The organism is Streptacidiphilus rugosus AM-16 (assembly GCF_000744655.1).
In the GTDB taxonomy this organism is placed as follows: Bacteria; Actinomycetota; Actinomycetes; order Streptomycetales; family Streptomycetaceae; genus Streptacidiphilus; species Streptacidiphilus rugosus.
The window spans coordinates 2,038,743-2,062,996 of the sequence record NZ_JQMJ01000004.1 but is presented as its reverse complement, the minus strand read 5'-3'; the positions used below and the strand labels follow the sequence as shown (position 1 = coordinate 2,062,996).

General features: G+C 70.6%; 22 protein-coding genes and 2 riboswitches. Of the genes, 14 read left to right on the top strand and 8 right to left on the bottom strand.

What is annotated here, in order from left to right:
• The first annotated feature begins 359 nt into the window (after window positions 1-359).
• The 5 genes from ctaC to BS83_RS18465 all read left to right on the top strand — a co-directional run bounded on the left by ctaC (window position 360) and on the right by BS83_RS18465 (window position 6,881).
• Window positions 360-1,235 (top strand): aa3-type cytochrome oxidase subunit II, encoded by an 876-nt coding sequence (ctaC, locus tag BS83_RS18485; RefSeq protein WP_037604851.1) that lies wholly within the window; start codon window positions 360-362, stop codon window positions 1,233-1,235.
• On the top strand, window positions 1,232-2,974 hold the full coding sequence (gene ctaD, locus BS83_RS18480; protein WP_037604850.1) for an aa3-type cytochrome oxidase subunit I: 1,743 nt from the start codon (window positions 1,232-1,234) through the stop codon (window positions 2,972-2,974). The genes ctaC and ctaD overlap by 4 nt, the downstream gene beginning before the upstream one ends.
• Window positions 2,971-3,369, top strand: coding sequence for a cytochrome c oxidase subunit 4 (locus tag BS83_RS18475; RefSeq protein WP_037604849.1), 399 nt, complete (start codon window positions 2,971-2,973; stop codon window positions 3,367-3,369). Before ctaD ends, BS83_RS18475 begins: the two co-directional genes overlap by 4 nt.
• A 212-nt stretch (window positions 3,370-3,581) precedes the next feature.
• Window positions 3,582-4,841 carry a L,D-transpeptidase gene (locus BS83_RS18470; protein ID WP_051943292.1) on the top strand — a complete coding sequence of 420 codons (1,260 nt, stop codon included), beginning with the start codon at window positions 3,582-3,584 and terminating at the stop codon, window positions 4,839-4,841.
• 102 nt (window positions 4,842-4,943) lie between these two features.
• Complete coding sequence (locus BS83_RS18465) at window positions 4,944-6,881, top strand: MFS transporter (RefSeq protein ID WP_051943289.1); 1,938 nt, start codon at window positions 4,944-4,946, stop codon at window positions 6,879-6,881.
• Between the two features lie 7 nt (window positions 6,882-6,888).
• On the opposite strand, the gene BS83_RS41915 is transcribed toward BS83_RS18465, so the two are convergent.
• The 6 genes from BS83_RS41915 to ctaE all read right to left on the bottom strand — a co-directional run bounded on the left by BS83_RS41915 (window position 6,889) and on the right by ctaE (window position 12,583).
• A complete protein-coding gene (locus BS83_RS41915; protein WP_051943287.1) occupies window positions 6,889-7,827 on the bottom strand; it encodes a hypothetical protein in 939 nt (312 codons plus the stop codon).
• Window positions 7,824-8,201, bottom strand: coding sequence for a PadR family transcriptional regulator (locus BS83_RS18455; RefSeq protein ID WP_063774190.1), 378 nt, complete (start codon window positions 8,199-8,201; stop codon window positions 7,824-7,826). Before BS83_RS18455 ends, BS83_RS41915 begins: the two co-directional genes overlap by 4 nt.
• A gap of 148 nt (window positions 8,202-8,349) precedes the next feature.
• Window positions 8,350-10,032, bottom strand: coding sequence for a cytochrome bc1 complex cytochrome b subunit (gene qcrB / locus BS83_RS18450; protein ID WP_084713655.1), 1,683 nt, complete (start codon window positions 10,030-10,032; stop codon window positions 8,350-8,352).
• The gene (qcrA, locus tag BS83_RS18445) at window positions 10,029-11,093 is read right to left on the bottom strand and encodes a cytochrome bc1 complex Rieske iron-sulfur subunit (RefSeq protein ID WP_037604848.1); all 1,065 of its coding nucleotides are present in this window, start codon (window positions 11,091-11,093) and stop codon (window positions 10,029-10,031) included. Before qcrA ends, qcrB begins: the two co-directional genes overlap by 4 nt.
• Window positions 11,090-11,893 (bottom strand): cytochrome bc1 complex diheme cytochrome c subunit, encoded by an 804-nt coding sequence (gene qcrC / locus BS83_RS18440; protein WP_037604847.1) that lies wholly within the window; start codon window positions 11,891-11,893, stop codon window positions 11,090-11,092. The genes qcrA and qcrC overlap by 4 nt, the downstream gene beginning before the upstream one ends.
• A gap of 69 nt (window positions 11,894-11,962) precedes the next feature.
• On the bottom strand, window positions 11,963-12,583 hold the full coding sequence (gene ctaE, locus BS83_RS18435; protein WP_037604846.1) for an aa3-type cytochrome oxidase subunit III: 621 nt from the start codon (window positions 12,581-12,583) through the stop codon (window positions 11,963-11,965).
• A 292-nt stretch (window positions 12,584-12,875) separates the two neighbouring features.
• Between ctaE and BS83_RS18430 the strand changes: the two genes are divergently transcribed.
• The 3 genes from BS83_RS18430 (at window position 12,876) to BS83_RS18420 (ending at window position 16,356) form a co-directional block, all read left to right on the top strand.
• Window positions 12,876-13,292, top strand: a complete 417-nt coding sequence (locus tag BS83_RS18430; RefSeq protein WP_037604845.1) for a response regulator transcription factor — start codon at window positions 12,876-12,878, stop codon at window positions 13,290-13,292.
• Between the two features lie 127 nt (window positions 13,293-13,419).
• Window positions 13,420-14,493 carry an anthranilate phosphoribosyltransferase gene (gene trpD / locus BS83_RS18425; RefSeq protein WP_037604844.1) on the top strand — a complete coding sequence of 358 codons (1,074 nt, stop codon included), beginning with the start codon at window positions 13,420-13,422 and terminating at the stop codon, window positions 14,491-14,493.
• A 228-nt stretch (window positions 14,494-14,721) separates the two neighbouring features.
• Window positions 14,722-14,855: riboswitch (SAM riboswitch) on the top strand.
• A gap of 133 nt (window positions 14,856-14,988) precedes the next feature.
• A complete protein-coding gene (locus BS83_RS18420; protein WP_037604843.1) occupies window positions 14,989-16,356 on the top strand; it encodes an aminotransferase class V-fold PLP-dependent enzyme in 1,368 nt (455 codons plus the stop codon).
• A gap of 13 nt (window positions 16,357-16,369) precedes the next feature.
• On the opposite strand, the gene BS83_RS18415 is transcribed toward BS83_RS18420, so the two are convergent.
• Window positions 16,370-16,651, bottom strand: coding sequence for an Lrp/AsnC family transcriptional regulator (locus tag BS83_RS18415; RefSeq protein ID WP_037604842.1), 282 nt, complete (start codon window positions 16,649-16,651; stop codon window positions 16,370-16,372).
• A 57-nt stretch (window positions 16,652-16,708) separates the two neighbouring features.
• A complete protein-coding gene (locus BS83_RS18410; protein ID WP_051943282.1) occupies window positions 16,709-17,512 on the bottom strand; it encodes a rhomboid family intramembrane serine protease in 804 nt (267 codons plus the stop codon).
• A gap of 127 nt (window positions 17,513-17,639) precedes the next feature.
• Here BS83_RS18410 and BS83_RS18405 point away from each other — a divergent pair, with 127 nt between their 5' ends.
• From BS83_RS18405 to BS83_RS18380, 6 genes are all read left to right on the top strand, one after another.
• On the top strand, window positions 17,640-17,906 hold the full coding sequence (locus BS83_RS18405; RefSeq protein WP_037604841.1) for a hypothetical protein: 267 nt from the start codon (window positions 17,640-17,642) through the stop codon (window positions 17,904-17,906).
• A gap of 202 nt (window positions 17,907-18,108) precedes the next feature.
• Window positions 18,109-19,503 (top strand): NYN domain-containing protein, encoded by a 1,395-nt coding sequence (locus BS83_RS18400; protein WP_051945443.1) that lies wholly within the window; start codon window positions 18,109-18,111, stop codon window positions 19,501-19,503.
• Between the two features lie 182 nt (window positions 19,504-19,685).
• Window positions 19,686-20,717, top strand: coding sequence for a C40 family peptidase (locus BS83_RS18395; protein ID WP_037604839.1), 1,032 nt, complete (start codon window positions 19,686-19,688; stop codon window positions 20,715-20,717).
• A 300-nt stretch (window positions 20,718-21,017) separates the two neighbouring features.
• Window positions 21,018-21,176: riboswitch (cyclic di-AMP (ydaO/yuaA leader) on the top strand.
• Window positions 21,177-21,186: 10 nt separating this feature from the next.
• The gene (locus tag BS83_RS18390) at window positions 21,187-22,227 is read left to right on the top strand and encodes a C40 family peptidase (protein WP_037604838.1); all 1,041 of its coding nucleotides are present in this window, start codon (window positions 21,187-21,189) and stop codon (window positions 22,225-22,227) included.
• A gap of 85 nt (window positions 22,228-22,312) precedes the next feature.
• Window positions 22,313-22,906 (top strand): phosphoribosylglycinamide formyltransferase, encoded by a 594-nt coding sequence (gene purN / locus BS83_RS18385; RefSeq protein ID WP_037604837.1) that lies wholly within the window; start codon window positions 22,313-22,315, stop codon window positions 22,904-22,906.
• A gap of 254 nt (window positions 22,907-23,160) precedes the next feature.
• A complete protein-coding gene (locus BS83_RS18380; RefSeq protein WP_232248407.1) occupies window positions 23,161-24,249 on the top strand; it encodes a C40 family peptidase in 1,089 nt (362 codons plus the stop codon).
• The last annotated feature ends 5 nt before the right edge of the window (window positions 24,250-24,254 follow it).

The following is a 24,254-nucleotide window of genomic DNA, read 5'->3' as shown; positions in this document are numbered from 1 at the left end:
AGCTGTCCGCCGGGGTCGCCGAAGCACCCGTCGGCGGACCGACGGCGGCGCCCGCGCCATGCTGATCGTATTACGGGCTCATGCTCTGTCAGGAGGCGGCCCCCCGGCGTGTCGTCCGCTGCGCGGTGGCGGCGTTCATACCTGCTCTGACCTGCGATTCGTCGCGTCCGGCCGCCGTCCGGGGGGATGATCGGCGCGTTAGTGGGACCTGCCCGCGAACCTTCGATTCGGCTGGAGTAGGGTTTGGGCCGCATAAACATCCAAACCCTGCCCGTGACCACGCCATCGGGAATCCCGGAGAGATCTCCGCGGTCTCTTCGGTCGGCTGGTGAGCGGGCGAGACTTCGGGAAGGCGCTACGTGAGTCCCAACGGCTCCGACCGCTCGCCGCGGCGCTCGATGCGGCGGAAGCTGCTTTCAGCGCTGACGCTGGGCCTCGTCCTTGCCACCGCCACAGGCTGCTCGTCCAGCGACCTGCCCCGGCTTGGCCTGCCCGTGCCCAGGGATCAGCAGGGCCACACGGTCCTCTTCCTGTGGCAGAGTTCCTGGATCGCCGCCCTGGCGGTCGGGGCGCTCGTCTGGGGGCTGATCCTGTGGAGCGTCATGTTCCACCGGCGCAGCCGCACCAAGGTCGAGGTGCCGCCGCAGTTCCGCTACAACATGCCGCTCGAGGCCTTGTTCACGGTCGTTCCGCTGATCATGGTGTCGGTGTTCTTCTACTACACCGCGCGTGACGAGACGAACCTGACCAAGATCGACAAGCCGATGCACCAGATCAACGTGGTGGGCTTCCAGTGGAGCTGGGCGTTCAACTACGAGTACTCGATGCAGGCGCACCAGGACCAGACGGCGGTCAACGACAACGGCCCCGGCGCCTACGACGTCGGCACGCCCGGCCAGCCGCCCACGCTGTGGCTGCCCCAGGGTGAGTCCGTCGAGTTCGACCTGACCTCGCGCGACGTGATCCACGGTTTCTGGCCGGTCGACTTCCTCATGAAGATGGACGTCATCCCCGGTGTGGTGAACCACTTCCAGGTGACCCCGACCGTGCTCGGCACCTTCCGCGGGAAGTGCACCGAGCTCTGCGGCGTCGACCACTCGGAGATGCTGTTCAACGTCAAGGTGGTCACCCCGGCCGAGTACCAGGCCCACCTCCAGGCGCTCCGCGCCAAGGGGCAGGCCGGCAACGTTCCGTCCGGCATCACGACCACGGGAGCAGGGAACCTCCAGAAATGACCATCCTCAATGAACCCCATGGGCTCAGCGGGGGAACCGCCACCGCGAGTCGCCCGGCCAAGGGGCAGAAGGCCGGTACGTCGATCATCAAGTGGATGACGACGACCGACCACAAGACGATCGGCACCCTCTACCTGGTGACGTCGTTCGCGTTCTTCCTGGTCGGCGGCATCCTGGCGCTGACCATGCGGGCGCAGCTCGCGCAGCCGGACGGCGGCGTGCTGACGAACGAGCAGTTCAACCAGGCGTTCACGATGCACGGCACGATCATGCTGCTGATGTTCGCGACGCCGCTCTTCGCCGGCTTCACGAACTGGATCATGCCGCTCCAGATCGGTGCCCCCGACGTCGCGTTCCCGCGACTGAACATGTTCGCCTACTGGCTGTACCTGTTCGGCTCGCTGATCGCCGTCGGTGGCTTCCTCACCCCGCAGGGTGCGGCCGACTTCGGCTGGTTCGCCTACGCGCCGCTGTCGGACGCGATCCACAGCCCTGGTGTCGGCGGCGACATGTGGATCATGGGTCTGGCCCTCTCGGGCTTCGGCACCATCCTCGGCTCGGTGAACTTCATCACCACGATCCTGTGCATGCGTGCCCCCGGCATGACCATGTTCCGGATGCCGATCTTCGTGTGGAACGTGCTGCTCACCGCGGTGCTCGTGCTGCTGGCCTTCCCGGTCCTGGCGGCCGCGCTGCTGGCCCTGGAGGCCGACCGCAAGTTCGGTGCGCACGTGTTCGACCCGGCCAACGGTGGCGCCATCCTCTGGCAGCACCTGTTCTGGTTCTTCGGTCACCCCGAGGTGTACATCATCGCGCTGCCGTTCTTCGGGATCATCTCGGAGGTCGTGCCGGTCTTCTCCCGCAAGCCGATGTTCGGTTACCAGTCCCTGATCGCGGCGACCATCGCGATCGCCGGTCTGTCCGTGACCGTGTGGGCGCACCACATGTACGTCACCGGCGCGGTGCTGCTGCCGTTCTTCTCCTTCATGACGTTCCTGATCGCCGTTCCGACCGGCGTCAAGTTCTTCAACTGGATCGGCACCATGTGGCGGGGCTCGCTGAGCTTCGAGACCCCGATGCTGTGGAGCATCGGCTTCCTGGTGACCTTCGTCTTCGGTGGTCTGACGGGCGTCCTGCTCGCCTCCCCGCCGATCGACTTCCACGTCTCGGACTCGTACTTCGTCGTCGCCCACTTCCACTACGTGGTCTTCGGCACCGTCGTCTTCGCCATGTTCGCGGGCTTCCACTTCTGGTGGCCCAAGATGACCGGCAAGATGCTGGACGAGCGCCTCGGCAAGATCACCTTCTGGCTGCTGTTCGTCGGCTTCCACACCACCTTCCTGGTGCAGCACTGGCTGGGCGCCGAGGGCATGCCGCGTCGTTACGCGACGTACCTGCCCTCCGACGGCTTCACCACGCTGAACCTGATCTCGACCATCGGCTCCTTCATCCTGGGCGCGTCGATCCTGCCGTTCCTCTACAACGTCTGGAAGACCGCCAAGTACGGCAAGAAGGTCGACGTCGACGACCCGTGGGGCTACGGCCGTTCGCTCGAGTGGGCGACCTCCTGCCCGCCGCCGCGGCACAACTTCCTCACGCTGCCCCGCATCCGTTCGGAATCCCCGGCGTTCGACCTGCACCACCCGGAGATCGCGGCGCAGGACTACCTGGAGAACCACGGCGAGGTGCCGGCCCACGTTCAGGCCGCACTGGACAAGAAGGAGGCGGGTGACCGATGAGGGAGCAGGGCAAGATCTTCGCCGGCTTCGCGGTCTTCGTACTGGGCATGGCGATCTGGTACGGCCTCTGGTCCAAGGACCCGACGGGCACGACCTGCCTCTTCCTGGCCTTCGGCCTGGGTTCGTTCATCGCCTTCTACCTGCTGTTCACCGCCAAGCGCGTGGACACCGGGGCGGGCGACAACCCCAAGGCCGAGGTCTCGGACGACGCCGGCGTGCAGGGCTTCTTCAGCCCGCACAGCTGGCAGCCGCTGGCGCTGGGCCTGGGTGGCACCCTGGCCTTCCTGGGCGTCATCTTCGGCTGGTGGCTGCTGATGTTCGCCATGCCGGTGATCCTCATCGGCCTCTTCGGCTGGACCTTCGAGTACTACCGCGGTGAGAACCAGACGCAGTGACGATCCACTGCGGCTGAGCGAAGCCGAAAAGGGCCGGGTCCCGTGCGTGAGCACGGGGCCCGGCCCTTCGCCTTGTTCCGGGCCCGTCGCCCCGAGCGGAGTGGCGTCTCACTCCGATGGGTGACTGGGCGGGTGGTGATTGTCCCGGTTTCCTACGATGTGACGGGGCGTCGGAACTATCCGGGATCCTCGGAGAGGCGGAGCGGTCGGACATGAAGGCAGCACGGATCTTCCTCGTCGGCACGGCGCTGGCCGCCGGACCGCTGGCGCTGTGCGGATGCAGCGGCGGATCGGGACCCGCGCCGGTGAAGGCCGTCGACGCGAGCGGTCTGGTCCAGGTCTCCCCGGCCGGCGGCTCGGCCGTCGACCTCGCCGCGCCGGTGGTCGTCACCGCCGAGCACGGCGGGCGGCTCACGGACGTCACCGTCGTCACGGACAGCGGACGCAGGCTCGCCGGCGCCCTGGCCGCGGACGGCCGCTCCTGGCGGTCCACCGGGCCGCTGGCGGCCGGTACCCACTACACCGTCAAGGTGACCGCGGCCGACAGCGCGGGGAACGGGCGCGGCAGCGTGCAGAAGGGCTTCACCACGCTCACTCCGACCGCGACCCTCACCGCCACGCTCGCGCCCGGCGACAAGGCCGTCTACGGCGTCGGTGAGCCGATCACGGTCCAGCTCAACCACCCCGTCCACGACCCCGCGGCCCGCCAGGTCGTCGAGCGCGGTCTCAGCGTGCGCTCCACGCCCTCGGTGGTCGGCGGCTGGTACTGGGTGGACGACTCCACCCTGCACTTCCGCCCGCAGAGCTACTGGCCCGCCCACGCGACCGTCCAGGCCTCCTTCGACCTGGGCGGGGCCAAGGTGTCGAACGGCCTCTACGGCGGGACCCCGGCTTCCATCGGCTTCCGCACCGGCGACAAGCTGCTCGCGCTCACCGACGCGGGCAGCGACTACATGACCGTCTACCGCAACGGGGAGAAGATCCGGAGCATCCCGGTGACCACCGGAAAGCCCGGCTTCTCCACCCGCAACGGCATCAAGGTGGTGCTGGAGCAGGAGCAGCACGTCTTCATGGACTCCTCGACCGTCGGCATCGCCGCCAACAGCTCCAACGCCTACCACCTGGACGTCTACTGGGACACCCGGGTCACCTGGAGCGGCGAGTACGTGCACGCCGCGCCCTGGTCGGTCGGCTCCCAGGGCGTGGCCAACGTCAGCCACGGCTGCACCGGCATGAGCACCGACAACGCCGAGTGGTTCTACAACACCTTCCGGCGCGGCGACCTGGTGCAGGTGATCAACAGCGCCGGCCACGAGATGGAGCCCTTCGGCAACGGCTTCGGCGACTGGAACCTGGACTGGGCCCAGTGGCAGAAGGGCAGCGCCCTCGGCGGGCCGGTCACCACCTCGGCGGTCACGGCGGGCTCCCAGGCGCTGACGACCTCGGTCGGCTACCTGAGGCCGGCCGCCTGAGCCGTCGCGCGATCGATCCGGTCGCTTGATCGAAACTCCTGCGGTCACGCACGATCCCCGTGAGAATTGGGCGTTCGGTGTGATCGAGGGAGGGGTGCGCGGATGCGCAGCGATCTGGGTCGGCGGCTGGTGCTGCCGATCGTGCTGGTCGGAACATTCATGGCGATCCTGGACGTGGCGATCGTCAACGTGGCGATCCCGTCCATCCGCACCGGCCTGAACGCCGGATTCGGCGCGGTGGAGCTGGTGGTCTCGGCCTACACCATCGCCTACGCCTCGCTGCTGGTGACGGGCGGGCGGCTGGGGGACATCCTCGGCCGCAAGCGGATGTTCGTGGCGGGCCTGCTGGTCTTCACACTCGCCTCCGCGCTCTGCGGCGCCGCGCCCGACGTCCCGGTGCTGGTGGCCGCGCGGGTGCTGCAGGGCGTCGGCGGGGCGATGCTCTACCCGCAGGTGCTGGCGATCATCCAGACCACCTACCAGGGCGCGGAACGCGGCCGGGCGCTGGGCGTCTTCGGCGCGGTGATCGGGATCGCCTCGATCGCCGGTCAGCTGATCGGCGGCGGCCTGCTGGCGCTGGACCTCTTCGGCTGGACCTGGCGACCGGTCTTCCTGGTCAACGTGCCGATCGGGCTGCTGGCGGCGCTCGCCGCGGCGATCTGGCTGCCGGCCGACCGCAGCGAGACCGGGACCAGGCTGGACGGCGGCGGCGTCGGGCTGGTGACGGTCTTCCTGCTGCTGCTGAGCGTTCCGCTGCTGCTGGGCAGGGACCAGGGCTGGCCGCTGTGGCTGGTGCTGATGCTGGTCGCCTCGCTGCCGGTCGGCTGGGGCTTCCTGCGCTGGGAGCGGGCCGTCGCCGGGCGGGGCGGGCAGCCGTTGGTCCGGCTCGACCTGTTCCGCAACCGCGGCTTCGCCACCGGCGTGCCGATCGCGCTGATGTTCATGATGTCCTACGCGGGCTTCCTGTTCACCCTGGCCGTCTACCTGCAGACCGGGCTCGGCTTCTCCCCGCTCAGGTCCGCGCTGGTCTACACCCCGAGCGCGGTCGGCTTCTTCTGCAGCTCGCTGCTGGCGCCCCGGCTGGTCCCGGTGCTGGGCCGGCACGTGCTCGGCATCGGCTACGTGCTGGCGGCGCTCGGCCTGCTCGGCACGGCGGCGACGGCGGCCGTCGCGGGGACCTCGCTCACGGTCTGGTCGCTGGCGCCCACCATGCTGCTGACCGGCGTCGGCCAGGGCCTCGGGATGAGCCCGCTGGTCGGCACGATCCTCTCCAGCGTCGAGCCCAGGGACGCGGGCGGCGCGTCGGGCATCGTCACCACGACCATGCAGACCGCGAACGTGCTCGGCGTGGCCGTCTTCGGCCTGCTCTTCTTCACCCTGGTGGGGCATCAGGCGGCCGGGGCCGGCTATGCGACGGCCTTCGGCGAGTTGATGCCGATCAGCGCGGCGCTGCTGCTCGGTGCGGCGCTGCTGGTGCACTGGCTGCCGACGGCCCCCGGTCAGCCGGCCAACGCGCTGATCGAGCGGCTGCCGGGCTGGGCGGGCGGCTTCGCCTGGTCGATGTTCCTGGCGACCGGCGGCCGGGTGGGGGAGTCGCTCTTCGGCGAGCTGCTCGCCAGGGTCAGGAGCCAGCGGCTGGGCCGCGCCGCGCAGGCGCCGGAGCGGCTGGGCGAGTTCCTGCCGTTCCACTACCGCGAGCAGGAGGCGGGTGACGCCGCCTGGTTCGGCTACCTCCAGCGCGAGGCGCTGGCCTACGGCGACCGGCCGGTCCCGCGCGAGGCGGAACGCGAACCGGTGGTCCAGGCCCAGATCCAGGAGATCGTCCGCCGTCAGGAGGCCGGCCGGCTGCCCGCCGACCTCGATCCCGCGCTCTTCCGGCTGCTCTGCTTCGCGATGGTGAGCTACCCGTCGCTGCTGCCCCAGGTCACCCGGATGGCGACCGGACTCGCGCCGCACGATCCGGAGTTCGTGCGGCGCTGGGAGGCGTTCGTCGGGCAGATCGGCAGCACCCTGGAGTCGGCGCCTGCGCGGGACCGCTGAGCCGCGCTCAGGCGGGGGTCGGCGGAGTGGCCCCGGCGCGTCCGCGTACCGTGCGGGTCACCGCCACCACCCCCGCGAGCAGCAGGAGGAGCAGCACGCCGACGCCGGTCGGCGTCATCGGGTGGAGCAACGGCACGAGGGCCCGGAGGGCGGCCGGCAGCACGGCCGCGGCGACCGCCGGGGCCCGGAAGCCCTCGCCGCCGGAGAGCAGCAGTGCCGCGAAGAGCACCAGCACCCAGAGCAGACTCTGCGCGTTGGTGTACGCGAACCGGTACGGGTAGAGCAGCTGGACCGCCCACGGCACGAACGCCGGCAGCACCGTGCCGAGGAGCAGCCGGCGCCGGGGCCCCGAGCGGCCGAGCAGGTCCCTCGGCGCGGCGAGCAGCAGCGCCGAGGTGAGCAGGGTGCTGCCGAGCCAGGTCAGGGCCCAGGCCCAGGCGCCGTCCAGCCCGGCGGGCTCCAGGCTCATCAGGACCACCTGCGTCGTCGCGACGACCGGCGCGAGCAGGGCGAGCAGCCGGGCGGCCGTCCACCGGCCCGCCCAGACGGCGACCAGGACGGCGAGCCCGAGCGCCTGATAGGCGAAGACCGTCCACAGCTCCGCCACCTCCAGCGTCGGCCCGCCGGGCGACGTGAACGGGAATCCGGACAGGGTCCACTGCAGGAGGGAACCGGCGGCGGCGCCGGCGCCGGCGACCGCCGCGGCCAGCGGGGCCGCCTGGGCGGCCACCTGGCCGGCCTTCCGGTCCGAGCCGAGGCCGGTGCGGCGTCGGACCGCGTGACCGGCCAGGTCGAGCGCCTCGCGCAGCACGCCGAGGCGGCCGGCGTCGGCGGTGGACTCGGCGAAGATCGCGGTCAGTTCGGCCCCGTGCTCGGCGCGGTAGCCGGCCGGGTGGAGGCCCAGCGCCAGCCTGAGGGCGAGCGGGGGCTGCTGCGGGTCCGTCATGCCAGGGCTCCCTTCGCGCGCGGCGGGACGGCCGTGCGCGGCGCGCGGGCCGCGCGGCGCGCGGCCAGCCTGCGCTCGGCCTCGGCGACGACCGTGCGCAGCCGCTCCGCCTCGGCGGCCAGCGCCTGCTGTCCGGCGTCGGCGAGGGCGTAGACCTTGCGGGCACGGCCGTCCACGACCTCCTCCCGCTCGACCTGGATCAGCCCCTGCGAGAGCAGCCGTTCCAGAGCGCCGTAGAGCGTGCCGGTGCGCATGCGCACCCGGCCGCCGGAGATCGTCTCGATCTCCTGGATCAGTCCGTACCCGTGCCTCGGCTCGTCGGCCAGGGCGGTGAGGAGGAGCAACGTGGGCTCCTGCAAGGGGCGATCACTCATGTTGCCTATATATATCGGCAACCGGCATATCCTGTCGAGCGATACGTCAGTTCCCTTTCGTGGCGCCGGGGAACGCCGGAGGCCCCCTTCCCGGGCGGGAAGGGGGCCTCTACCGCTGTGGCGGCGGCTTACTGCAGTACGTGCCGGATCAGTGGTGGCCGTGGCCGCTGGTGATCTCGGCGTGCTCCTCGGCGGTCGGCTTCGGGATCTGGCCGGCCGAGCCGAAGTAGCCCTCGGACAGCTTGGCGCGGAGCTTGGCCACGCGACCGACCTTCCGCTTGACGCCGTTCTCGTCCACCGCCGGGGGCAGCTGGACGGGCGACTGCTGCTCGTGGGCGGTCAGGCGGAACAGTTCCTCCTGCGGCAGCTGCGCGTGGACCTCGATGAACTCACCGTGCGGCAGACGCTTGATCGTGCCGGTCTCGCGACCGTGCAGGATCTTGTCCCGGTCCGCACGCTGCAGGCCGAGGCACCAGCGCTTGGTCACCTGGTAGGCGATGACCGGGCCGAGGAAGAAGAGGATCCGGACGGTCCAGGTGATCGCGTTGATCGACAGGTGCAGGTGCGTGGCGAACAGGTCGTTGCCACCACCGACCAGCAGGATCAGGTACTCCGCGATCCAGGCCACACCGAGAGCGGTGCGGACCGGGGCGTTGCGCGGACGGTCCAGGATGTGGTGCTCACGCTTGTCACCGGTGATCCAGCCCTCGATGAAGGGGTAGAGCGCGATGACGATGAACATCAGACCGAAGATCACCAGCGGGATGAAGACACCCAGCTCCAGGGTGTGACCCCAGGCGCGGATCTCCCAGCCCGGCATGATGCGGATCAGGCCCTCGGAGAAGCCCATGTACCAGTCCGGCTGGGCGTCCGCGGACACCTGGTCGGGGCGGTACGGACCGTATGCCCAGATCGGGTTGACCGAGGCGATCGCCGAGACGAAGGCGATGACGCCGAACACCAGGAAGAAGAAGCCACCGGCCTTGGCCATGTAGACCGGCATCAGCGGCATGCCGACGACGTTCTTCTCGGTGCGGCCGGGGCCCGCGAACTGGGTGTGCTTGTGGTAGAAGACCAGGATCAGGTGGGCCACCAGCAGGCCCAGCATGATGCCCGGGATCAGCAGCACGTGGATCGTGAAGAAGCGCGGGATGATGTCGTTGCCGGGGAACTGACCCCCGTACAGGAACATCGCCACGTAGGTGCCGATGACCGGCGTCGACAGGATCGCGCCCTCCATGAAGCGGATACCCGTGCCGGACAGCAGGTCGTCCGGGAGGGAGTAGCCCATGAAGCCGTCGAACATGCCCAGGAAGAGCAGCAGGAAGCCGAACAGCCAGTTGATCTCACGCGGCTTGCGGAACGCGCCGGTGAAGAAGACGCGCATCATGTGCACCAGCATGGCCGCGACGAAGACGATCGCCGCCCAGTGGTGGATCTGACGGATCAGCAGGCCGCCGCGCACGTCGAAGCTGATGTTCAGCGCCGACTCGTACGCCTCGGACATCTTGATGCCCTGCAGCGGGACGTAGGAGCCGTGGTAGACGACCTCGCCCATGCTGGGGTTGAAGAAGAACGTCAGGTAGACGCCCGTCAGGATGATGATGATGAAGCTGTAGAGGCAGATCTCACCGAGCATGAAGGACCAGTGGTCCGGGAAGATCTTCCGCAGGTTGGACTTGGCCAGGTTGTAGATGCCCAGCCGGCCGTCCGCCCAGTCCGCGGCCTTCTCGCCGAGGTGCTTCTGCTCGACGCCGGCCTCGCTGTGGCCGATCTGCTCCTCGTGGGAGCCGTGCGCGCCTGCTGCGGCGTCGCTGACGTGAGTGCTCATTCGCTTCGCTCCCAGAAGCCGGGGCCGACGGGGGCGGAGAAGTCACCGAGGGCCTGCAGGTTGCCGCTGCCGTCGACGCCGATCTGCAGCTGCGGCAGCGCGTGGCCGGCCGGACCGAAGATGACGCGAGCGCCGTCCGACAGGTCGAAGGTCGACTGGTGGCACGGGCAGAGGGCGTGGTGCGTCTGCTGCTCGTAGAGGCTGATCGGGCAACCGACGTGGGTGCAGATCTTCGAGAAGGCGAGAACGCCGTCGTAGCCCCAGTCCGCGGACTTCTTGTCCTTGATGTCGCCCGGCTCCAGCCGGATCACCATGAGCGCGTCCTTGGCGATGCGGACCTGGAAGTCCTCGTCGTCCTGGCTCAGGTCCGCCGGCATCGCGAAGGTCAGCGTGCCGACCTGCACGTCCGAGGCCTTCATCGGCTCGCCGGTGTTCATGTTCTTCAGCTGCATCCCGGCCTTCCAGCCGGTGGTGTCCAGCTTCTTCTCCGGCAGCGGGCCGAGGTCGCGGAAGAGCACGACCGCGGACAGCGGGACCATCGCCATGGCGCCGATCATCGTGTTGCGGATCAGCTTGCGACGGCCGAAGCCGGACTCCTTCGAGCCCTGGCGGAAGTCCGCGAAGACCTGCTCGCGAACCTCGGGCGTGGCCTCGATCGGGTGCCGCTCGGAGATGTGCTCCTCGTCCGACATCAGCGTGCGGGCCCAGTGGACCGCGCCGGCGCCGATGGCGAACAGCGAGATGCCGAGCGAGACGCCGAGCGCGAAGTTCAGCGGCGAGACGTTGCCGACGGGCCAGATGTAGACGTGGTGCGTCGGACCCGGCTTGAAAATGACATAGCTGGCGATGAAGGCGACGGTCGCCACCATGGACAGCAGGAACCACATCGCGACCTGACGCTCGGCACGCCGGGCGGCCTTCTCGTCGATGTCGGTACGGCGGTGCTCGTGGGGCGGCAGACCGGGGTCGGCGAAGTATCCGTCCTTGCCGGCGATGGCTCCGCCGCCGTGGCCGTGGGCCTCCGGCAGGTGTTCTTCAGACATGTTGTCCTGGCTCGTCATGACTTCTTGGCCTTGGGGGTGCGGGCGGCGATCCAGATCGCGATACCGATCAGGGCGCCCAGCGCGAAGATCCAACCGAACAGACCCTCGGAGACGGGACCGATGCCGCCCAGCGACATCCCGCCGTAGCTCGGGTTGGTGTTCGAGTTCGTCGTGTGGGTGACGTACGCGACGATGTCCCGCTTCTGCTGCTCCGGCATGGTGGAGTTAGGGAATTGGGGCATGCTCTGCGGCCCGGTGAGCATGGCTTCGTAGATGTGCTTGGGGCTGACGCCGGCCAGGCTCGGGGCGTACTTCCCCTCGCTCAGCGCGCCGCCGGCGCCACCGAAGTTGTGGCACATGGCGCAGTTGGTGCGGAAGAGCTCGCCGCCCTTGGCGACGTCGCCGCCGTTGTACTGGTCGGCCGAGGGGACCGCCGGGCCCGCGCCCAGGGTGCCCACGAAGGCCGCCAGCTGGTCGATCTGGCCCTGGCTGTAGATGACCTTCTTCTTCGGCACCTGCGCGCCGGGCTGCTGCGCCGGCATGCGGCCGGTGCCGACCTGGAAGTCGACGGCCGCCTGACCGACGCCCACCAGGGTGGGTCCGTCCTTGGTGCCTTCGCCGTTCAGGCCGTGGCAGCTGGCACAGCCGACCTGGTACAGCCGCTTGCCCTCCTCGACCTGGAGGGACTGGCTGGCGTCGGCGGAGGCACTGCTGGTCGGCGCGAGCGCCGCCCACAGCCCCCCGGTGACCGCCAGGGCGAAGATGAGGACGACGAGCGCTGCCAGCGGGTGGCGCCGTCGTGCGGAGAGCTTTTTCACGGATTAACCCCGGTGTGAGGATCTGGAGCGTCTGGAGTCTGGTAGACCGTCAGGACGGTCCGACCCTGCCTACTTGATCAGATAGATGGTCGCGAAGAGGCCGATCCAGACCACGTCGACGAAGTGCCAGTAGTAGGACACGACGATCGCCGCGGTCGCCTGCTCGTGGGTGAACCTCTTGGCCGCGTACGTGCGACCGAGCACCAGCAGGAAGGCGATCAGACCACCCGTCACGTGCATCCCGTGGAAGCCGGTGGTGAGGTAGAACACCGAGCCGTAGGCGGAGGAGGACAGCGAGAGGCCGTCCTTCTTGACCAGCTCCGTGTACTCGTAGATCTGACCGCCGATGAACATCGAGCCCATGATGAAGGTCACGATGAACCAGGACCGGAGCTTCTTCACGTCGCCGCGCTCGGCGGCGAAGACACCCATCTGGCAGGTGAACGAGGAGAGCACCAGGATCGTGGTGTTCACGGAGGAGAAGGGAACGTTCAGGGCTTCGTTCTGCGAGTGCCAGAAGGCGGTACCCGTCACCGAACGAAGCGTGAAGTACATCGCGAAGAGGGCCGCGAAGAACATCAGCTCGGAACTCAGCCAGACGATGGTTCCGACACTGGTGAGGTTCGGCCGGTTGACCGAACCGTGCGCGTGCCCGGTTTCTACTGCAGTTGCTGTCGCCACGACCGACATTATGTCGGTCCCTTATTCCGCACTAACGCCGGGGGGTCTTCCTCGGTGTGTCCGAGGGGTGACGTACCCTCCGACCTCCTCGATCTTCCTTCATTCCGGCCGTCCGAGCCGCTTTCGGCGGCGTGTCGCGCTTGCGCGTCGGGGCCCGCGGAGTCCGGAAGTCCCCCGAAGTAGTGAAGCAGGTGCCGCTGACCGGAGTGGGCTGTCGTGGCGCGCGGGACGCGAGTAGCATCCGGACCGAGCACCCCGCAGTGGTCCCGATCACACTCAGCCCTCAGGGGGAGTACGAGCGATGGCACTGAACGTCCTTGTCTACAGCGACGACCGCAACACCCGCGAGCAGGTCCGCCTCGCCCTCGGCAAGCGGCCCGACGCGGAGCTGCCGGAGATCGCCTACCTCGAGTGCGCGACGGCCCCCGCGGTCGTCCGGGCGATGGACGCGCACGCCAAGGGCGCGAAGCGGATCGACCTGCTGGTGCTGGACGGCGAGGCGGTGCCGTTGGGCGGCATGGGCCTGTGCCGGCAGCTGAAGGAGGAGATCTACCAGTGCCCCTCGGTGCTGGTGCTGATCGGCCGCCCGCAGGACGCCTGGCTGGCCACCTGGAGCCACGCCGACGCCGCCGTCCCCGCGCCGGTCGACCCGGTGGCCCTCGCCGAGACGGCCTGCGCCCTGCTGCGGGCCGGCGGCGCGAAGGCCCTGGCGGGCTGAGCGAGCGGGCCGGTCGGGCTGAGAACCCCCGTCTCGGCGCGTGAGATCTTGCGTCTTGAGAGGTGTGCGCCTCGATAGGCTGGGCCGGTCCTCAGCGAACCGACCCGGCCTTCGAAAGGCGACAGCCATGGTGCACCCCGATCCTGCGTACGGCGGCGACGACCCCGCGCGGGTGCGCACCTGGCCCGACATCCTGATCCCGCTGCTCGCGGGCGAGGATCTCGCCGCGGCGGACACCGCGTGGGCGATGGACCAGATCTTCAGCGGCGAGGCGACGCCGGCGCAGGTGGCCGGGTTCATGGTCGCGATGCGGGCCAAGGGCGAGACGGTCGAGGAGATCACCGGTCTGGTCGAGGCGATGTACGCGCACGCCACGCTGATCGAGGTCCCCGGCCCGGCCGTCGACATCGTCGGCACCGGCGGCGACCGCGCCAAGACGGTGAACATCTCGACCATGTCGGCGATCGTCGCGGCGGGCGCGGGCGCGCGGGTGGCCAAGCACGGCAACCGCGCGGCGTCGAGCGCCAGCGGCGCCACGGACGTGCTGGAGAAGCTCGGCGTCAACCTGGGCCTGACCCCGCAGCGGGTCGCCGAGGTCGGCGCGCGGACGGGCATCACCTACTGCCCGGCCCCGGTCTTCCACCCCTCCATGCGGCATGCCGCGACGGCCCGCGGTGATCTGCGCATCCCCACCTTCTTCAACCTGCTGGGCCCGCTGACCAACCCGGCCCGCGTCGGCGCGAACGCGGTCGGCTGCTTCGACCGCCGCATGGCCGGCCTGATCGCCGGCGTGCTGGCCAGGCGGGGCAACTCCGCGCTGGTGTTCCGGGGTGACGACGGCCTCGACGAGTTGACGATCACGGGCACGTCGACGGTGTGGCGGGTGCGCGGCGGCGCGGTGGAGGAGTTCTCCTTCGACCCCCGCGAGGTGGGGATCGCCCTCGCCCCGATCGAGTCCCTCCGGGGCGCGGACGCGGCGTTCAACGCGGAGGTCGCCCGCCGGATCCTCAAGGGCGAACAGGGTCCGATCCGCGACGCGGTCGTCCTCAACAGCGCGTCGGCGCTGGTCGCGCTGGACCAGACGGACGCCCCGTTCATCGAGCAGCTGCGCGACGCGATGCTGCGCACCGCCGAGTCCCTCGACTCCGGCGCGGCGGAGCGCAAGCTCGCCGAGTGGGCCCGCGAGACCGCGAACGGCTAGTCGCACTCCCCTAGGGGGCGCGAGCGTCTGCAGGCGGACGACCATGCACTTCCAGGGGCGCGGGGAAGTGCGCGAACAACCACTGACGAGCGGATGGCCCTGCGCGTTGAGGACCATCCGCACAGGGTGGTTTCTCGCGCCGTTCCCCGCGCCCCTGGGGTAGTGCAACTTCTCAGATGCTGAAACGCCCGTCGCTCACCTGGTGGGCCTCTGGCATACTCCTGACCAGGTCACGAGTGACAGCACGCGGCGTCAGCCGCTGAAGCCCCGGCTCGCTGTCCGGCAACCCTCCGACCGTGGTGGGGTGCCTCCGGGTGACGACCAGGCCTGCGGCGAAAATCGCCGTCGGGCAAGCGCGGATCTCCGAGGGGTGTACCCATGTCGAAGCGAATGCGGTAGAGGCCGAAGCGCCTCCTCTTCTCCGTCACTGCCCCGCAGCAGGGGCTTCTTTGCCATACCCACGCGCACCGTGCGCGCTTCCCCGGAGGTACCGCCATGTCTGTCGTCGCCCGTAATGTCGAGGTTTGTCAGCCCCTGTCCGTCCTCGGCCGGGACGTCGAGGTGCCGCTGGTCTCCGGTGAGAAGGTCACCTACGCCGCGCTCGACTATGCCGCCAGCGCGCCCGCGCTCCAGCGGGTGTGGGACGACGTCGCCGCCTACGCGCCCTACTACGGCAGCGTCCACCGCGGGGCCGGGTACCTGTCGCAGCTGTCGACCGACCTGTTCGAGCAGAGCCGCGCCGCGGTCGCCGACTTCCTGGACCTGCGCGAGGGCGACCAGGTCGTCTTCACCCGGGCCACCACCGACTCGCTCAATCTGCTCGCCTCGGCGCTGCCCGCGGGGACCCGGGTCTTCGCCTTCGAGACCGAGCACCACGCGTCCCTGCTGCCCTGGCCCGGCCGTGGCCTCGAGGTCACCTACCTGCGCGCGCCGCGCTCGCCCGAGCAGGCCGTCGCCGCACTGGACGCCGCGCTCGCCGCCGCAGGGGAGGGGCCCAAGCTCTTCTGCGTCACCGGGGCCTCGAACGTGACCGGCGAGATCTGGCCGGTCGCCGAGCTCGCCGAGGTCTCGCACCGGCACGGCGCGCGGATCGTGCTCGACGCCGCGCAGCTGGCGCCGCACCACGCGGTGTCCGTGCGCGAGCTGGACGTGGACTGGGTGGCGTTCTCCGGTCACAAGCTCTACGCGCCGTTCGGCGCGGGCGTGCTGGCCGGGCGCGCCGACTGGCTGGACGCGGCCGACCCCTACCTCGCGGGCGGCGGCGCCAGCCGGACCGTGGCGCGGGAGGCGGACGGCTCCGTCGCCGTCGACTGGCACCAGGGGCCGGCCCGGCACGAGGCCGGCTCGCCGAACGTGATCGGCGCCTACGCCGTCGCCTCCGCCTGCCGGGCTCTGACGGAGGCGGGCTTCGAGGCGCTGCAGGCGCGCGAGCAGCAGCTGGTCGAGCGGCTGCGCGAGGGGCTGGCGGGGATCCCGCAGGTGCGGGTGCTGACGCTGTTCGGCGAGGACCACCCGCGCGTCGGCGTGCTCTCCTTCGTCGTGCAGGGCTGGAACAGCTCGCACTTCTCCGCCGCACTGTCGGCCGAGTACGGCATCGGTGTGCGCGACGGCCTGTTCTGCGCGCACCCGCTGGTCCGCACCCTGCTGGGCGGCGAGGAGGCGGCGCCGTCCGAGTGCGGCGCGCCGGAGGCGTCGCTGCCGGGGGAGCGCAGCCTGAACGCGATCCGGGTCAGCTTCGGCGCGGGGACGCCGGACGAGCACGTCGACCGCTTCCTGGCCGCGGTGCGTGAGCTGGTCAGCGAGGGCGCGCAGTGGTCCTACCGGACCGAGGGCGGCCGCTGCGTCCCTGACACCCGCCGCTGACCGGAGCGGCTCGTCAGTCGTCCAGGCCGATGGCGAACGCGGCGTCGAGGTCGTGGCTGGAGTAGGTGCGGAAGGCCACGTGGGTCTCGGTGTGGGCGACGCCGGGCACCTTGTTCAGCTGGCCGGGGATCACCTCGGCCAGCTCCTCGTGGGCGCGGACCCGCACCATCGCGATGAGGTCCCAGCCGCCGGTGACCGAGTAGACCTCGGTGACGTTGGCGAGCGCGGCGATGCTCTCGGCGATCTCCGGGATCTGGTCGACGCTGGCCTTGACGAGCACGATGGCGGTGATCACGCGGAGTCTCCTGTCGGCGGGGGCGGGCCCTGCTCATGCTAGGGCCTGTCCGACCGTCTAGCGCCGTCGCAGGCGGGAGAGGGCGGCGGTGAGGCCGAGGCCGCCGGGGCGGCGGGCGCGGTAGCGGAAGAGCAGCCAGGTGAAGGCGAGGCCGCCGGTGAAGCCGATCAGGTGGGCCGCGTAGGCGACGCCGGGCACGGCGGGGTCGGTGGCCCGGACCGAGAGCCACTGCACCGCGACCCAGAACCCGAGCACCAGCCAGGCGGGGAAGCGCAGCGGCAGGAAGAGCAGCAGGGGGATCAGGCTGGTGATCCTGGCCCGCGGATACAGGCAGAGATACGCGCCGAGGATGCCGGCGATCGCCCCCGACGCCCCCACCAGCGTCTGCGTCGCGCCGGGGCTGCCCGCCTCGACGAGCGCGTAGCCGTAGGTCGCCAGGTATCCGAGGGCGATGTAGAGGAGCAGGTAGGCCAGCGGGCCGACGCGCTCCTCCACCATCGCGCCGAAGACGTAGAGGAAGAGCATGTTGCCGGCCAGGTGCACCCAGCCGCCGTGGACGAACATCGCGGTCAGCACCGACAGCGCCGGGATCTTGGGCAGCCCGTTGTCCGCCGGGCAGCGGGGCGGCAGGTGCAGCGGGCGGGCCGCGTTGTGCAGCAGCTCCGCGGGGATGACGCCCCAGCGGTGGTAGTAGGCGGTCTGGGCGCAGGCGCGGGCGGCGCCGGAGCCGTAGAAAGGGTCCAGGCCGGAGACCGGGCCGACCAGGAAGACGACCACGCACAGCACGATCAGCGCGTAGGTCGCCACCGGCAGGTACGGCACGGGGCGGGGAACGCTTTCCGGAATTGCCAGGCTCACCATGGGCAAAGCATTCCTTGTCGGGACGAATCTGACACCCGACCGCTGGGGCGTGTGGGGGACGGTCTCCGCGCGCATCCCCGAGGCCATAGGGTTTCTCAGGTACAGAGACCGACGAGAGGATCTCGCCATGGCCGTTCCGCTTCCCACCGAGGCGACCAGGTGGCGCTGCACGCTCTGCGGCAACCTGACCCGTTTCGACGTCACCCGCTCCTCGCGGGTCGTCGAGTTCGTCCACCTGGACCTGGCCGGAGAGCCGAACGTCGAGGAGCGCGAGGTCCTGACCGAGACCGTCGAGTCGGTCCGCTGCCGCTGGTGCAACGCCGTGGACCAGATCGAGCTGGTGGACCGTCCGGGCGCGGCGGCCGAGGCGGCGGAGCAGGCCAAGCGGGCCTGAGGCCTCTGGGCGGGCTCGGGGCCCTCGGCGGGGCGCGGGGCTGATCGAACGTGGCGGAGTGACGGGCGGGGGGCGGCAGCGGGGAGAATGGCGGTCCGGGCGGTGAGGACCCCCGGAGCGGATCGGAGCGGAGCACGTGGAGCAGCGAGATCAGGCGAAGGCGCCCGAGGGGGGCGGCGACGTCGCCGTGCCCGGCGCCGCCCTGCCCGAGCCGCCCGCGCCTCCCGCCCCGCCCGCGCCTCCTGCTGCGCCCGAGTTCCCCGCCGCGCCCGAGGCCTCGGCCGGCGAGACGCTGGAGCGGCCGCTGCCGGAGGGCGTGCGCAAGCGCGTCGTCGGCATCGCCGCCGACGGCCTCAGCGGCCTGACCCCGGCCGAACTGCCGGTCAGGCTCCGGCCGTACGTCAAGTTCACCCGTGAGGCCAGGGTCAAGCGCGGGGCGACCGCCATCGCCGCCGCGCTGGAGACCGAGCCCGCCTTCCGAGCCCGGATCGCCGAGCGGGTGCGTCAGGGCCAGCCGGACCTGGTGGCCGCGCTGGAGGCGGGGGCCGTTCCCGCCGCCGCCGATCCGCAGGACGTCGCCGCCGCCGCGTACCTGCTGCGCACCGCGGGCTGGGCCAGGATCGTCGGCGAGGTCGGCGAGGAGGTGGAGCGCGCCGAGCACGAGGGGCACGCCGCCGAGTCGGCCCGACTGGCCGAGAAGCTCCAGAGCGAGCTGGCCGAACTGCGCGCGGTCGTGCGGGCGGACGCGGAGCGGGCCAAGGTCGAGCTGGAGAGCGCGAAGAAGGAGGGCGACAGCCTCCGTCGCCAGCTGCGTTCGCTGGCCGCCGACACCAAGCGGGCCGAGGCGGCGACCAGGAAGGCCAACGCGGAGCTCGACGCGCTGCGGGCGACCGGCGCGACCGAGCGCGGCGCGCAGGACAGCGAGGTGCGCCGACTCAAGCACCGTGTCGCCGAGTTGGAGGCCGCGCTGGAGGCCTCCAAGCGGGCCGCGCGGGAGGGCCGTTCCGCCGAGGAGATGCGGCTGCGGCTCCTGCTGGACACGGTCGTGCAGGGCGCGCAGGGGCTCCAGCGCGAGCTCGGCCTCGCGCCGCTCAGCGGTCGTCCGGCCGACTCGGTCGAGGCGGTCTCGCCGGTGGCCGCGTCCCCGCACGACGTCGCCCGCCGCGCGATCGAGGGCGACGACCCGGCGCTGCTCGAGCAGCTGCTCCAACTGCCGCAGGTGCACCTGCTGGTGGACGGCTACAACGTGACCAAGACCGGCTGGCCGGACATGCCGCTGGACCGCCAGCGTCAGCAACTGCTGCGCGGGCTCGGCCTGGTGGCGGTGCAGACCGGCGCCGAGGTGACCTGCGTCTTCGACGGCCAGGACCTGGACGGCCCGATCCCGATGGCGCCGCCGCCGCGCGGGGTCAGGGTGCTGTTCAGCCGGACCGGGGAGACGGCGGACGAGCTGATCCGTCGCCTGGTCCGAGCCGAGCCCGAGGGCCGGCCCGTCGTGGTGGTCTCCACGGACCGCGAAGTCGCGGACGGAGTACGCAAATCGGGCGCAAGGCCCGTTCCGTCCACGATGCTTCTCCGCCGCCTGGTCCGCACCTGAGTCCGGTGCGTGTAGGGTTCGAGCCCGGTGCCGGGCCGCGATCTTGAGGCTTTGTTAAGAGAGCGGGGTACCGGGGGAGACAACGAGGCCCGAACCTCACTATTCTCTCCACTCAACGTCCGTACTCGTGTTCTCTCTTCGTGCATGCGGGCGTTTCCGTGTGTGAAGGGATTGCATTCGTCGTGGCTTCTCACCGCCGTCCTCGCCAGGTCAGCCGTGCCCGTGTCTCCGTGCTGACCGCGGCAGCGGCGACCGTCGTGGCCATATCGGCGCAGACGGCCGCGCAGGCGGCCCCGACGATCTCGACCAAGGATGCCAAGACCCAGGTCGACGCCGACCGCAAGGCGGCCTCGGACATCACCGAGCAGTACAACACCGCGCACAGCCAGCAGCAGGCCCTGCAGGCGCGGGTGGCGATCCTGCAGGACGAGATAGCCCGGCAGCAGGCGCAGATGAACGGCGAGCTGGCCAACCTCGGGCAGATCGCCAACGCGCAGTACTCCACCGGCGAGGTGGACCCGACGCTCCAGCTGATGCTCTCCAGCGACCCGTCGACCTTCCTGCAGAAGGCCGCCTCGCAGAGCGAGCTCACCGCCAACCAGACCGGGGCACTGGAGCAGCTGGTCGCCCAGGAGGCCACCCTCAATCGGGAGAAGGCGCAGGCGGCGGCGGAGCTGGCGCAGGAGCAGACGCTGCTGCAGCAGATGAGCTCGCAGAAGTCCGCGGCGCTCGCCAAGCTCAAGCACGCGCAGTCGGTCCTCGACGCGCTCACCCCGTCCCAGCGCGCCACCGTGGGTGGCGGCTACGGTTCGACGCCCTCCGGCGGCAGCTACAACGGCACCATCGACCTGACCGGCATCTCCGCGGCCGCGCACACGGCGATGGAGGCGGCCATGAGCCGCATCGGCAAGTCGCCCTACCTCTGGGGCGGTTCCACCCCGGCCGGCTTCGACTGCTCGGGCCTGGTGATGTGGGCCTACGCCCAGGCGGGCGTCTCGCTGCCGCACTCCTCCCAGGCGGACGAGTCGGTCGGCACCGCGGTGCCGAGCCTGGCCGACGCCAAGCCCGGCGACATCATCGTGATGGAGCACGGCAACCACGTCGGCCTCTACGCCGGCAACAACATGCTGCTGAACGCCCCGGAGTACGGCTACGACGTGTCGGTCCAGCCGATGTCCTACTTCGGCGGCATTGTGGCGATCCGTCGGATCTGACGCGACGACGCCTCTGTGAGTCAGCTCACACGCGTGTGACTGGTGGGGCGCGAATGACCGATTTGACCCCCATGTCGTCGGCATCTGGTCATGATGTGACTACGCAGCGTCCCTGATCTGATGGGGCGTCGAAAGTGATGAGAGTTTTTACTGACAAGGATTTGAACCGATCACGGTTGGGTTACTAGGGTCGGTCCCCGAACCGCCGCGCAGTCGTTCGCCCAATCCGGGCGGCAGCGGAGGTTTCCGTCGAGTTCGACGACGCGGCAGGGCCGACCGCCTGAGGGCGGGGAGTCCGTACTGGGGAAGCCGTCGAGTCGGAGCCGGGGAACCATTTCCCCCCGGGGTGAATCGACGCCTGGACGGACCGGTGAGATCCCGGTCCGGTGAAGCGTCGTAGGGCTGCCTTCCTGGCCCGAACCCGTCAGCTCACCCGGTAGGCGGACGTAGGAAGAAGGAGCTCGCCTTCGTGGCGTCCCATCGTCGTCCCAAGTCTCCCAGTCGGGCGCGCATCTCCGTGCTGACCGCCGCCGCCGCCACCGCCGTCGCGGTGTCCGCCCAGAGCGCGCAGGCCGCGCCGAAGCCGACGACGGCCCAGCTCCAGGCCCAGCTCCAGCAGCTGAACACCGAGTCGGACCAGGCGATCCAGAAGTTCGATGCCGCCCAGGCCAAGCTGAAGACCCAGCAGGCCGCGGTCAACACCCTGCAGGACCAGATCGCTCGCTCCCAGTCGACGGTCAACAGCAGGCTCGACGCCCTCGGTGAGGTCGCCAGCCAGCAGTACGCCTCCGGCGCCGTCGACTCGACGGTGCAGCTCCTGCTCTCGTCGACGCCCGACGAGTACCTGGCCCAGGCCTCCTCGCTCGGTCAGATCACCGACAACCAGGCGAGCGAGATCAAGTCGCTGCAGGCCGAGCAGGGCAAGCTGGACGCGGAGAAGGCCCAGGCCGAGCAGACGCTCCAGCAGATCCAGGCCACCAACCAGCAGCTGGCCGCCAACAAGGCCGAGGTCCAGAAGAAGATCGCGCAGACGCAGGCGCTGCTCGACTCGATGACCGCCGCGCAGAAGGCCGCCCTCGCCAAGAGCACGGGCAGCGGCGCCGCGAGCCGTGACACCGGCTCCACCAGCCGTCCCAACCTCGGCAGCGCCAAGCCCGGCAGCAGCATCGAGGCCGCCGCCTTCGCCGCCGCGCAGACCCGTCTGGGCATGCCCTACGTCTGGGGCGCGACCGGTCCGACCTCGTTCGACTGCTCCGGTCTGGTGCAGTGGTCCTACGCGCAGGCCGGCTACTCGATCGGTCGCAGCACCTACGACCAGATCAACTACGGCACCCCGGTCGCCTCGGTGTCCGACCTGCAGGTGGGCGACCTGATCTTCTTCAACGGCAACTCGCACGTCGGCATCTACGCCGGCAACGGCATGGTGCTGCACGCCCCGCACACCGGCACCGTCGTCAAGTACGAGCAGCTGAGCTACATCGGCTCGATCTACGCGATGCGCCACATCTGAGCCACGCGAGCCCTTGAGGCCCCTGGCCGGCGGACTCTCCGCCGACCAGGGGCCTTCTCGTGCGTCCGGGGGCATGATCGGTCGTATGTCCTTCGACGTCGCCGTCCTCGCCTCGCACACCGGGACCAACCTGCGGGCCCTCACCGCCGCCGGACGACGGCCCACGAGCGCCTTCGGCGTCACCCTGGTCATCAGCAACAACAGCGGTTCGGGCGCGCTGGCCCACGCCCGCGCACAGGGGATCCCCTGCCTCCACCTGTCCGGCCGCACCCACCCGGACTCGGACGTCCTCGACCGGACCATGCTCGCCGCGCTGCGGGAGCACGGCATCGACCTGGTCGTCACCGCCGGATACATGAAGAAGCTCGGCCCGGCGGTCCTCGACGCCTATGCGGGCCGCATCGTCAACGTCCACCCTGCGCTCCTGCCGCGTCACGGCGGACCGGGTATGTACGGCATCCGCGTCCACGAGGCGGTCCTGGCGAGCGGCGACACCGTCTCCGGCGCCACGGTCCACCACGTCACCGCACAATACGACGAGGGCCCCGCCATCGCGCAGCAGCAGGTCCCCGTCCTGCCCGACGACACTCCCGAAACGCTCGCCGCACGCGTCCTGCGGGTCGAGCACCGGCTCCTGCCGGACACCGTCCAGGCCCTCGCGCGGGCTCACGCGAACTGACGATCCGCCGGGGAGCCGCCGCCGATCTTCACGAGTCCTGCTCCTTCGCGCAGCGCGTTCACTCGGACGGGTGTGCTGCGGTGAGTCCCTTCGGGGCGAGTCGGCCCTCGCGCAGGGTCAGGAGCCCGCTGCGACCTGCTGATTCGTTCGTTTGGTCGGGATTCGATGCCATTTTTCAGCCTCTGGGAGCTTGGACTGCTTCTGTCCCACTCGCTAGCGTCTGCGGTCGGTCAGGTCCCCGAGGAGCGGAGTGCGTGCAGGTGGCGTCCCATCGACGAGGCAAGCCCGTCGGCCCGTCCGTGCTGTCACGAGCGGCGATCACCGTCGCCGCGGCGACGGCGGCGATGCTGACGGCGTCCGGCGGGGCCGACGCGCTGCCGGGTCCGTCCGGCGGCGGGGCGGGTCCGGGAGCGGGGTCCGGCAGCCCGGAGGACGTGCGCAGGCAGGTCGACGCGCTGTACGCGCAGGCCGAGGCCGCGGGGCAGCGGGCCGACAGCGCGCAGGAGCAGGAGCGCGCGCTGCTGCACAAGGCCGCCCTGCTGCAGCAGGAGCTCGCCGAGGAGCAGGAGCGCGCCAACGTCCTCGCGGACCGGCTCGGCGCGATGGCCAGCGCCGAGTACCAGCGCGGCGGCGGCATGGACCCGGTGGTGCAGCTGCTGTTCAGCGCCCACCCGGGGGACTACCTCAGTCGCGCGGCCTCACTGGCGGAGGCGGACTCCAGGACCGGCGACGAGCTGGAGCGGCTGCACGCGGTCGAACGCGAACTCCAGCAGGGCCGGGTCGAGGCCCTGCAGCAGTACGCGGAGCTGGAGCAGCTGCGGCGCTCGATCGCGGCCGGCAAGGCGGAGGCGCAGCGCCGGCTGGGCCGGGCCCAGGCGCTGCTCGGCACCCTGACGGCCGGTCAGCGGGACCAGCTGCAGCAGCAGGAGGACGCCGCCGCGCAGCTGGCCGCCCAGGCCGCCGGGGCGGCGCTGCCGCCCGGCGAGGGGCCGGCCAGTGCGGGCGCCGCGCTGGCGCTCGCGGCGGCGCGCAGCGCGGTGGGCATGCCGTACGTCTACGGAGCGACCGGTCCGGGCGCGTTCGACTGCTCGGGTCTGATGTACTGGGCCTGGCGGCACGGCGGGGTCGCGCTGCCGCGCACGTCGCAGGAGCAGGCCTTCGCCGGGCGTCGTGTTCCGCTGTCCGAGGCCCGTCCGGGGGATCTGGTGATCTACTACGGTGATATGCACCATGTCGGCATGTATGCCGGGAACGGCATGATCATCCACGCTCCGTACCCGGGTGCCCGGGTCCGCTACGAGAGCGTCCGCGACATGCCCGCCGTCGCGGTGGTCCGCGTCTGATGGCG